This is a genomic window from Streptomyces sp. NPDC059917 (assembly GCF_042730635.1).
Taxonomy (GTDB): domain Bacteria; phylum Actinomycetota; class Actinomycetes; order Streptomycetales; family Streptomycetaceae; genus Streptomyces.
The window spans coordinates 71,896-82,539 of sequence record NZ_JBHWLC010000038.1; the positions used below are offsets into that span (position 1 = coordinate 71,896).

General features: G+C 74.0%; 6 protein-coding genes and 1 pseudogene. 5 read left to right on the top strand and 2 right to left on the bottom strand.

Translation table 11 applies throughout. The annotated features are described in order from the left end of the window. Positions 1 to 95 precede the first annotated feature (95 nt). The 3 genes from ACFWAR_RS22355 (at position 96) to ACFWAR_RS22365 (ending at position 2,615) form a co-directional block, all read left to right on the top strand. Positions 96 to 1,652, top strand: coding sequence for an ATP-dependent DNA ligase (locus tag ACFWAR_RS22355; protein ID WP_385779760.1), 1,557 nt, complete (start codon positions 96 to 98; stop codon positions 1,650 to 1,652). A gap of 75 nt (positions 1,653 to 1,727) precedes the next feature. Continuing rightward, positions 1,728 to 2,384, top strand: coding sequence for a helix-turn-helix domain-containing protein (locus tag ACFWAR_RS22360; protein ID WP_385779764.1), 657 nt, complete (start codon positions 1,728 to 1,730; stop codon positions 2,382 to 2,384). Positions 2,385 to 2,420: 36 nt separating this feature from the next. Further along, a complete protein-coding gene (locus tag ACFWAR_RS22365; protein WP_385779767.1) occupies positions 2,421 to 2,615 on the top strand; it encodes a DUF6126 family protein in 195 nt (64 codons plus the stop codon). Here the strand turns inward: ACFWAR_RS22365 and ACFWAR_RS22370 are convergent. Further along, positions 2,579 to 3,244 (bottom strand): DUF6629 family protein, encoded by a 666-nt coding sequence (locus ACFWAR_RS22370; protein ID WP_385779770.1) that lies wholly within the window; start codon positions 3,242 to 3,244, stop codon positions 2,579 to 2,581. The two genes, ACFWAR_RS22365 and ACFWAR_RS22370, sit on opposite strands and share 37 nt — an antisense overlap. A 153-nt stretch (positions 3,245 to 3,397) precedes the next feature. On the opposite strand from ACFWAR_RS22370, the pseudogene ACFWAR_RS22375 reads away from it, so the two are divergent. Beyond that, positions 3,398 to 5,376, top strand: a pseudogene (locus ACFWAR_RS22375) (glycosyl hydrolase family 28-related protein). Between the two features lie 21 nt (positions 5,377 to 5,397). On the opposite strand, the gene ACFWAR_RS22380 reads toward ACFWAR_RS22375, so the two are convergent. Then, positions 5,398 to 6,888: an MFS transporter gene (locus ACFWAR_RS22380; RefSeq protein ID WP_385779772.1), complete on the bottom strand. Its 1,491-nt coding sequence runs from the start codon at positions 6,886 to 6,888 to the stop codon at positions 5,398 to 5,400. Between the two features lie 172 nt (positions 6,889 to 7,060). Between ACFWAR_RS22380 and ACFWAR_RS22385 the strand changes: the two genes are divergently transcribed. Then, the gene (locus tag ACFWAR_RS22385) at positions 7,061 to 10,618 is read left to right on the top strand and encodes a S8 family serine peptidase (protein WP_385779775.1); all 3,558 of its coding nucleotides are present in this window, start codon (positions 7,061 to 7,063) and stop codon (positions 10,616 to 10,618) included. Positions 10,619 to 10,644: the final 26 nt, after the last annotated feature.

A 10,644-nucleotide genomic window follows, 5' to 3' on the forward strand; every position in this document is an offset into this window, starting at 1 on the left:
CGCCCACGGGCGGACCTCCGCACCTCCTTGAGGACTACTCTGGCCCGCCCGGCGTACCGCGGGCGCGGTACGCCGGGCCGCGGGAGGATGGCTCCATGCTGCTGGCCGAGGTCGCACGGGTGTCCCGGGAGGTGGCCGGGACCCCCGCCCGGTCGGAGAAGGTCGCGTTGCTGGCCGGGCTGTTCGCGGCCGCTCCCGCCGACGAGGCCGCCCTGGTGATCTCCTACCTCGCCGGGCGGCTGCCCCAGGGGCGCCCCGGCGTCGGCTGGCGGGCGCTGAGCGAGCGGATCCCGGCCGCCGCGGAGGCCACGCTGGGCGTGCGCGCGGTCGACGATGCGGTGGCCGCCCTGGCCGGGGTCGCGGGGGCGGGCGCGCAGGGGGAGCGGCGCCGGATCCTCGCGGAGCTGCTGGGCGCGGCGACCGAGCAGGAGCAGCTGTTCCTGCGCGGCCTGCTCTCCGGGGAGGTGCGCCAGGGCGCGCTGGACGCGGTGGCGCTGGCCGGGGTCGCCGAAGCCGCGGGGGTGGCGCAGTCCGCGCTGCGCCGGGCGGTGATGCTGGGCGGGTCCTTGCCGGAGGTGGCCGGGGCGGTGCTGGCCGGGGGCGCGGGGGCGCTGGGCGGCTTCGTGCTCCGCGTGGGCAGGCCCGTACAGCCGATGCTGGCGAACACCGCCAAGTCGGTGGCCGAGGCGCTGGGGGCGCTCGGGCCCTGCGCGATCGAGGAGAAGCTGGACGGGATCCGGGTGCAGGTGCACCGGGACGGGGACGAGGTGGGCGTGTACACCCGGTCGCTGGACGAGGTCACCGATCGGCTGCCCGAGGTGGTGGAGCTGGCCCGGTCGCTCCCGGGGGACCGGTTCGTCCTGGACGGGGAGGTGATCGCGCTCGGCGCGGACGGGCGGCCGGTGCCGTTCCAGGAGGTGGCGAGCCGGGTCGGCTCGCGGACGGACGTGGCCGCCGCCCGGCTGGCGCTGCCGCTGACCCCCTTCTTCTTCGACCTCCTCGCCGTCGAGGGGGAGGCGTTGCTGGACCTTCCGGTGCGCGAGCGGCACGCGGCGCTGGCCGCCCTGGTGCCCGAGGGCGCGCGGGTGCGGCGGCTGGTGGCCGAGGACCCGGTGGCGGCGGGCGCGGACGCCGCCGCCTTCTGGTCGGCGGCCCTGGCGCGGGGCCACGAGGGGGTGATGGCGAAGGGGCTCGATTCGGTCTACGCGGCCGGGCGGCGCGGCAAGCACTGGCTGAAGGTGAAGCCGGTGCACACGCTCGACCTGGTGGTGCTCGCCGTGGAACGCGGCCACGGTCGGCGCACCGGCCTGCTGTCGAACCTGCACCTGGGCGCGCGGGCCGCCGACGGGACGCACGTGATGCTGGGCAAGACCTTCAAGGGGCTCACGGACGAGCTGTTGCGCTGGCAGACCGCGCGGTTGGGCGAGCTGGCCGTCGAGGACGACGGCCACACCGTGCGGGTCCGCCCCGAGCTGGTGGTGGAGATCGCCTACGACGGACTCCAGCGGTCCCCGCGCTATCCGGGCGGGGTGGCGCTGCGCTTCGCACGGGTGGTGCGTTACCGCCCGGACAAGTCGGCTGCCGAGGCGGACACGCTGGAGCACGTGCTGGCCCAGGGGGTGGGGACCGCCGCGGCGGGCCCGGCGGACTGACGGGTGGCACTCGGGCCGTTTTGCCTCTGAGGCAAGAGAATTGCCAGGCAGGTAAGTTTCTGGCTCAATCGGGGCATGAACCCCGGTCCCGGACCTGCCTCCGGCCCCTCCGGCACCGCTCACGCGGCGCCCGGCGCTCCCGCGGAGCCGTCCACCACGGTCGCCCCCCAGCTGCGCGAGCTGCGCCGCCGTGCCGGGCTGACCCTGGAGGCCGCCGCCGCGCGGGCCGGACTCTCGCCCGCCCACCTGTCCCGCCTGGAGACCGGTCGCCGCCAGCCCTCGCTGCCGCTGCTGCTGGAGCTCGCCCGTACCTACGCCACGACGGTCTCGGAGCTGCTCGGAGAGACCCCCGCGGTCGCCGACCCCATCGTACGGGCCGGCGGGCCGGGTGCCCGCGAGGCCGACGGCTGGACCTACTGGCAGGCGGGGGGCTCGGGGCGGGGGATGCAGGCGCTGCGGGTGCACGTGCCGTACGCCCGCGAGCAGGGCGAGCTGGTGCGCGTGCACCCCGGCGAGGAGTGGCTGTACGTCCTCAAGGGGCGGCTGCGGCTGTACCTGGGGGAGACCCGGCACGTCCTGGAGCCCGGGGACAGTGCCCATTTCGATTCGCTCACCCCGCACCGGATCGGCGCGGCCGCCGAGGGCGGGGCCGATCTGCTGTTCGTCCACACCCTGCTGCAGAGCAGCCTCGCCGGGCTGTGCCTCGGCGGCGCGGCCACCACGCACCACTGAGAGCAGAGGAGTCGCACCGTGACCCGAGGAGAGAACGTGTCGGCAGAGGTAGCGCAGGAGGTCCCGTCGGACGCGTCGGCGGTGGCCGGGGCGGAGCCGACGGTCGCCAAGCGCATCGAGTCGAAGTTCCCGCGCGGCCTGATCATCCGGCTGACGATCTACCTGTTCGTCGGCCACCTCTTCGCCTTCTTCGTCTACCTGCTGTTCGTCCTGGGCGCCAAGAACCAGTGACCGCGGCCGCCCGCGTCCCGGCGCACCCAGCCCAGCACCAGCACGGACGCGACCGCGGCGAAGGCGCACCAGGTGGAGGCGAACTCCAGGCGCCACACCAGCGCGCAGAACGCCGCTCCGGCGGCCATCACCACCCCGAGCACCCGTAGCAGCCGGTCACCGGCCAGCAGCAGCGGGCCGAGGGTGGCGAAGAGATAGCCCGCGAGCGCGAGCGGGAGGTACGGCACGCTCACCCCGTAGCCGACGACGTGGCCGCGCAGCTCGGCGGTCACCGGCCGCGTGGCCAGGCAGTACGCCAGGAACCCCGAGGTGAGCAGCCCCACGGCGGTCGGGACCAGCAGCCGTCGCCGCACCCCGGGGGCCGCCGCGGGGCCCGCGGCGAGCAGCACGCCCAACGGCACCCACGCGGCCAGCAGCGGCAGGGCGATCACGGCCCAGGCGGTGGCGGCCGGGCCGCGGCCCCCACCGGAGTGCCAGAGCGCGGCCTCCACCAGCTGATGGCCGCCCAGCAGGAGCGGCAGCGCGGCGACGGGCAGGTCGCGGGCCCGACGGGTCAGGGCGACGCACACCAGCCCGACGGCGGTGATCGCCGTACCGGCGACCAGGTCGGCCGTCGCACTCCAGCACATGGGGCTCCCGACGCAGGAGGGGCCAGGGACTCCACGGTACGAGCCGTTCCATGAGTCCGCCACAGCACAGATCGCCGCAAGAATCCGACAGTGGATAGAAGATTCTTGGCAGGAGTATTGCTGTGGCATCGAGCCGCGCCCTACTGTCCGGCCATGTCACGAAGAAGAACGGCCGCCGTGCTGGCGGCGCTCACCGCCAGCACGGCGGCATCGGCGCACCGGCGGCGCCCGCGGCCCCGGGCGCCCCCACCGTCCCCGCCGCCCCGGTGGTCACCCGGGCCGCCCTCGATCCCGCCCTCGTCCAGGGCCGCGGCGCCCGTGTGGACTTCGTCGAGCAGGAGGCGGAGAACGCGGTGACCGACGGCTCCGTCATCGGCCCCGACCGCTCCGCCTACGCCCTGCCCGCCGAGGCCTCCGGCCGCAAGGCGGTGCAACTGGCCCCGGGCCGGTACGTGGAGTTCACCCTTCCGGCCGCGGCCGACGCGATCACCGTGCGCTACAGCCTTCCCGACGCCCCGGCGGGCGGCGGGATCACGGCCCCGCTCGACGTCACCGTCAACGGCAAGAACCGCCGCTCCATGACGCTGACCTCGCAGTACTCCTGGCTGTACAACCAGTACCCCTTCAGCAACGACCCGCGGGGGGACCTGCTCCACCCCGACTGGTGGATCACCGAGTGCGGGTGCGTCCCGGCCGCGACCTCCCCCGCGCCCGTCATCGCCAAGCCCTTCCGGCCGCACCACATGTACGACGAGCAGCGGCTGCTGCTCGGCCGGACCTATCGCGCGGGGGACCGGGTCCGGCTCACCGTGCCCGCGGACAGCGCGGCGGCCCGGACCGTGATCGACCTGCTCGACTCGCAGCTGGTCGGCGCGCCCCGGCTGACGGCGACGCCCGCCAACGCGCTGCTGTTCGGGGCCGATCCGACCGGCCGCCGCGACTCCGCCGACGCCATCGACCGGGCGGTCGTCTTCGCCCGCCGCCACCACGTCCCCGTCTACCTGCCGCCCGGCACCTACCAGGTGAACCGGCACATCGTCGTCGACGACGTGACCATCACGGGCGCGGGCAGCTGGTGGACCGTGGTCAAGGGCAGGGGCGTCGGGTTCTACGGCAAGGACGCCGCGGCCGGTGGCAGCAGGGGCGTCCACCTCTCCGGCTTCGCCATCGAGGGCGACGTGCGCGAGCGGGTCGACACCGACCAGGTGAACGGCGTCGGCGGGGCCCTGAGCGACTCGACCGTCGACGGCCTGTACATCCACCACACCAAGGTCGGCCTCTGGTTCGACGGCCCGATGAGCGGTCTGAAGGTCACCCGCAACGTCATCGTCGACCAGATCGCCGACGGCCTCAACTTCCACACCGGGGTCACGGACTCCCTGGTCCAGGACAACTTCGTCCGCAACACCGGCGACGACGGCCTCGCGCTGTGGTCCGAGAGGACCGCGGACGCCCGCAACACCTTCTCCCACAACACCGTGCAGAGCCCGACCCTGGCCAACGGCATCGCGGTCTACGGCGGCGCCGACACCACGATCTCCGACAACCTGATCGCCGATCCGGTCCGCGAGGGCAGCGCCCTGCACGTCGGATCCCGCTTCGGCGCGGAACCCTTCACCGGGGAGCTGCGGATCAGCGGCAACACCACCGTCCGCGCCGGTACCTACGAGCTCAACTGGAACATCGGCCTCGGCGCGATCTGGTTCTACGCACTGGACCGGAGCATCGACCGGGCGGACGTCCAGGTCATCGGGAACGCCTTCCTCGACAGCACCTACAACGCGATCATGCTGGTCAGCGACTGGCCCGTGAAGGACCTCTACCGGATCGACAACGTGCACTTCAAGGACGTCCGGGTGGACGGCACCGGTACCTCGGTGGTCAGCGCCCGCTCGGCCGGCTCCGCCACCTTCGAGAACGTCGACGCCCGCAACGTGGGGGCCGTCGGCGTCAACAACTGCGGCTCCTTCCAATTCCCCGCCACCGGGTCGGAGTTCTCCCTGACCGACCTCGGCGGCAATGACGGCGGCGGCAGAACCGGGCCCTGGCTCGCCCCGTGGGAGCTGCCCAACACGATCACCTGCGACGACCGCCCGCCGGTGGTGGCGCCGCCCGCCCCCTCCGGGTGGTGAGCGCGACCCGCGGGTGACGCCTCAGGCCGGCGGGTCCGGCCGCTCCGCCGCTCCGGGGGATTCGAGCGGCGGAGCGGTCACCGCGCACTGCGTGTGGCACTGCGGTCGGGCGGCCCCGGGCGCGGGGGAGCGTACGGTCGCCCACGCGACCAGGGCGCCGAGCACCAGCACCCCCGCGCACCAGGGCATCGCCCGGTCGAAGGCGGCGCCGAACTGCTCGGCCGAGCGGTAGGCGTCCGGCCCCATCCCGGCCAGCAGCGGCAGCGCCGCCACGGCCAGCAGACCGGCCGCCCGGGCCGCGGCGTTGTTGATCCCGCTGGCCAGGCCCGCCCGGCCCGGGTCCACGGAGGCCAGTACCGTCGCGGTCAGCGGGGCCACCAGCGTGACCATCCCCGCCCCGAGCACCAGCAGCGCGGGCAGCACGTCCAGCGGGTACGAGGCCCCCGGACCCACCCGCAGCATCAGCAGCATCCCCGCCGCGCAGAGCAGCGGCCCCACCGTCAGCGGGATCCGCGGCCCGATCCGCTCGCCCAGCTCCCCGGAGCGGGCCGACAGCAGCAGCATCAACGCGGTCGTCGGCAGCAGCGCGGCCCCCGCGGCCAGCGCCGAGTACCCGGCGACCACCTGGAGCTGGAGCACGGAGAGGAAGAAGAAGCCGCCGAAGGCCGCGTACACGCACAGGGTCACCAGGTTGACGGCGGTGAACTGGCGCGAGGCGAAGATCCCCGGCGGCACCATCGGATCGGCCCGTCGCCGCTCCAGCAGGACGAAGGCCACGGCCAGTGCCACGCCAACCACCGCGGCCCCCACCACCAGGGCGGAGCCCGACCGGGCCTCGATCAGGGCGTAGGTCACCAGCGCCAGCGCGGCCGCTCCCAGTACCGCCCCGGCCACGTCGAACCGCCCGTGCGCCTGTGGATCCCTCGATTCCGGTACGTGGCGCAGCGCCACCGGCACGCAGAGCGCGGCGACCGGCACGTTCAGCAGGAACACCCAGCGCCAGCCCGGCCCGTCCACCAGCCATCCGCCGACGAAGGGGCCCACGGCCGCGCCGACCCCGCCGAAGCCGGACCACAGGCCGACGGCCCGCGCCCGGTCGTCCGGATGCAGCGAGCCCTGGATCAGCGCGAGCGACCCGGGGGTGAGGAGCGCCCCGCCGATGCCCTGGAGGGCGCGGGCCGCGATCAGCACGCCCGCGTTCGGGGCGATGCCGCACAGCAGCGAGCCGACGGCGAACCACGTCACGCCGAGGACGAAGACGCGCCGCCGGCCGTAGCGGTCGCCGAGTGCTCCGCCGACCAGGATCAGCCCGGCGAGGGTGAGCAGGTAGGCGTTGACGGTCCACTGGAGCACGGCCAGGTCCGCGCCGAGGTCCTGCCCGATCCGGGGCAGGGCGACGTTGACGACGGTGGAGTCCAGCAGCGCCATGGACGAGCCGAGCACCGTGGCGAGCAGGATCCACCGGCCCCGCGCGGAAGCGAGGCGCACACCGGCCACTTCGTCCGAGTCCATGTCTCCCAGGCTCACCCGGCCGGTCCGTACGGGCCACCCGGCGGCCGGGAGCGGCGCAAAACGCTCCCTTGTAATGAACATGTCGGCCGGATCACCATGACCCGCGCACGTCACGCACGTCCTTCGCGCACAACCTGCACACACCTGCACACGTCGTACGAGGAGACCACACGTGGCACAGCCGAACAGGCCCTTACGCGCGGCACTCGCCGCGCTCACCTCGCTCCTGCTCCTCCCGCTCGGCGCGGGCGCCGCGGCCGCGGCCCCCGAGCCCGACCCGTCGAAGGCCGCGGCCGAGCGGAAGATCGAACCGAAGCTCCGCACCCAGCTCGACGGCGGCAAGGCCGCCTTCTGGGTCTACCTCGACAGCGCCGCGGACCTGACCGCCGCCGCCGAGCAGCCCACCCGCACCGGCAAGGCCGGGGCGGTGCTCAAGGCCAAGAAGGACCACGCGGCCCGCACCCAGACCGAGCTGCGCAAGGCCCTCGACGGCGCCGGGGCCGAGTACACCTCCTACTGGATCGTCAACGCGGTGCGCGTCGTCGGCAGCGAGAAGCTCGCCGGCACCCTCGCCCAGCGCCCCGAGGTCTCCCGGATCGACGCCGACGACAAGGTCTCCATCCCCAAGCCCGCCGAGGGCAAGCGGGAGAAGGCCGCCGCCGACGCCGTCGAGTGGAACATCGACCGGATCAAGGCCCCGCAGGTCTGGAGCCAGTACGGCGTCCGCGGCGAGGGCATCGTCATCGCCAACATCGACAGCGGGGTGGACTACACCCACCCCGCCGTGGCCAACCAGTACCGCGGCCGGGCCGCCGACGGCAGCTACGACCACAACTACAACTGGTACGACCCGGCCGGGATCTGCACCACCGCGGCCCCCTGCGACAACAACGACCACGGCACCCACACCATGGGCACGATGGTCGGCGACGACGGCGGCGCCAACAAGATCGGCGTGGCGCCCGGCGCCAAGTGGATCGCCGCCAAGGGCTGCGAGAGCAACTCCTGCTCCGAGGCCTCCCTGCTGGCCGCCGGCCAGTGGGTGGTGGCCCCGACCGACCTGAACGGGCAGAACCCGCGGCCCGACCTCGCCCCGGACATCGTCAACAACTCCTGGGGCAGCGCGGCGCACGACGACTGGTACCAGCAGATCGTCGACACCTGGCGCGCGGCGGGCATCTTCCCCGCCTTCTCCAACGGGAACAACGGACCCGCCTGCGCCACCAGCGGATCACCGGGCGACTACGCGCACTCCTACAGCTCCGGCGCCTTCGACATCAACAACGCCGTCGCGTCGTTCTCCTCGCGCGGCGCGGGCCCCGGCGGCATCGTCAAGCCCAATCTCTCCGCCCCCGGGGTCAACATCCGCTCCTCGGTCCCCGGCGGCACCTACGAAGCCTTCTCCGGCACCTCCATGGCCTCCCCGCACACCGCGGCCACCGTCGCCCTGATGTGGTCCGCCGCGCCCGCCCTCGAAGGCGACGTCGCGCAGACCGAGGCCCTGCTCGACGGCACCGCCCAGGACACCGGCGACACCACCTGCGGCGGCAACGCCGCCGACAACAACGTCTTCGGCGAGGGCCGCCTCGATGCCCTGGCCGCCGTCCAGGCCGCCCCGCGCGGCGAGGTCGGCGCACTGGCGGGCACCGTCCGCACCGACGGCGGCCAGCCCGTCGCCGGAGTGAAGGTCACCGCGCACGGACCGATCGACCGCACGGCGACCACCGCGGCCGACGGCAGCTACGGCTTCCCCTCGCTCAGCGTCGGCGACTACGCCCTGACCGCCGCGAAGTTCGGCTTCGGCCAGGCCACCGCCACCGCCACGGTCACCGCGAGCGCGACCGCCACCAGCGACTTCACCCTCAGCCAGGCCGCCTCCGGCAAGTTGACCGGCACCGTCACCTCCGCGGCCGGACCGGCCGCGGGCGCCACCGTCACCATCGCGGACACCCCGGTGACCGCGACCGCCGACGGCCAGGGCCGCTTCGAGGTCACCCTGCCGAACGGAACGTACGACGTGAGCGCGACCCACTCCTCGCGCTGCCTCACCGGGGGCGCCAGCCGGGTCACCGTCGCCGGTGACACCACGGTGACGGTCAACCTCCCCGAGCGGACCGACACCTACGGCTACGCCTGCGCCGCGGCGGGCGGCCGCCCCTACGCGGCCGGTGACCGCCAGCTCGCGCTGACCGGGGACAACACCACCGAGCGGGTCGACCTGCCCTTCCCGCTGCCGCTGTACGGCAGGACCTACGGGCAGGCCTGGATCGGCACCAACGGAACCGTCAGCTTCGGCGGCAACAACACCAGCGACATCAACGGGGACATCCCGAGCGCCGGCACGCCGAACGCCGCGCTCTACCCCTTCTGGGACGACCTGGTCGTCGGCGCCGCGGGCACCGGCTCGGGCGTCTTTACCGCGGTCACCGGCACGGCGCCGCACCGGACGTACGTCATCGAATGGCGGGACGTCGCGCACTGGTCGGCGCAGGCCGACAAGTTCTCGTTCTCGGCCGCCATCGGCGAGGACGGCCAGGTGACCTACACCTACAAGAACACCGGCGGCGCCGGGATCAAGGGCGGCTCCAGCGCCACCATCGGCGTGGAGAACGCCACCGGCACGGACGCCTTCAAGTACTCCTACAACACGGCGGGCATCACCGACGGCCTCTCCGTCGCCTTCCGCACCACCAGGAGCGGCGTGGTGGCCGGGCGGGTCCTCGACGCCAACGACGGCAACGGGGTGGCGGGCGCGACCGTGACCGTCGGCGCCGGAGCCGCGGCCGTGACCGCGACCACCGGGGCGGACGGCGGCTACGTCGTCCAGAGCCCCTCCGGCTCCGCCACCGTCACCCTGACGGCCCCGTCGTACGAGGGCGCCCAGGCGACCGTGGATGTCAAGGCGGCCGACGTCACCGCCCTCAGCCGCTCCCTGCGCACGGCCCGCGTCACCCCGGCCAAGGCGAGCGTCGAGGTCGTCGTCCCGCCGGAGCAGAAGCGCACCCGCACCCTCGACCTGACCAACCCGGGCCTGGGCACCGCCTTCACGGTGTCCGAGAACGCGGCCTGGCTGAGCGCCACCCCGGGCGCCGGCGACCTGCCGACCGGGGCGAAGGCGGCCCTCGCCCTCACCGTGGACACCACGGGCCTGGCCCCCGGCACGGTGCTGAGCACGGACCTGAAGATCACCTCGGGCAGCGGCCGCACCCCGGTGCTGACCGTGCCCGTCAAGGTGGTCGTGCCCCGCTACCAGGCGGCGCTGGACGCGGGCTCCGACTACGCCGCCACGGACACGCTCGGCGACACCTGGTCCCCGGACCGCAAGTACACCGCCGGGTCCTACGGCTACCAGGGCGCCTCGACGGTGAAGTCCACCGGACACGCCATCCTCGCCACGGACGATCAGCGGCTCTTCCGCAACGCCCGCGAGGGGATGTACGAGTACCGCTTCGACAACGTGCCCAACGGCACCTACACGGTGGAGCTGGGCTTCGCCGAACTGTCCAACACCCGGCCCGACAAGCGCGTCTTCGACGTCCTGGCCGAGGGCGTCCAGGTCCTGCCCTCGCTGGACATCGCCCTGGAGGCGGGCACCTACACGGCCCTGACCCGCAGCTACACGGTCACGGTCACCGACGGAGTCCTCAACATCCGCTTCGTCACGCACAGCGGCTTCGGCAAGCCGCTGCTGAACACCCTGCGGGTCACCGACCGGCCCGACAAGGGCTGAGCCGCACGGCGGGGCGGGGCGCACGG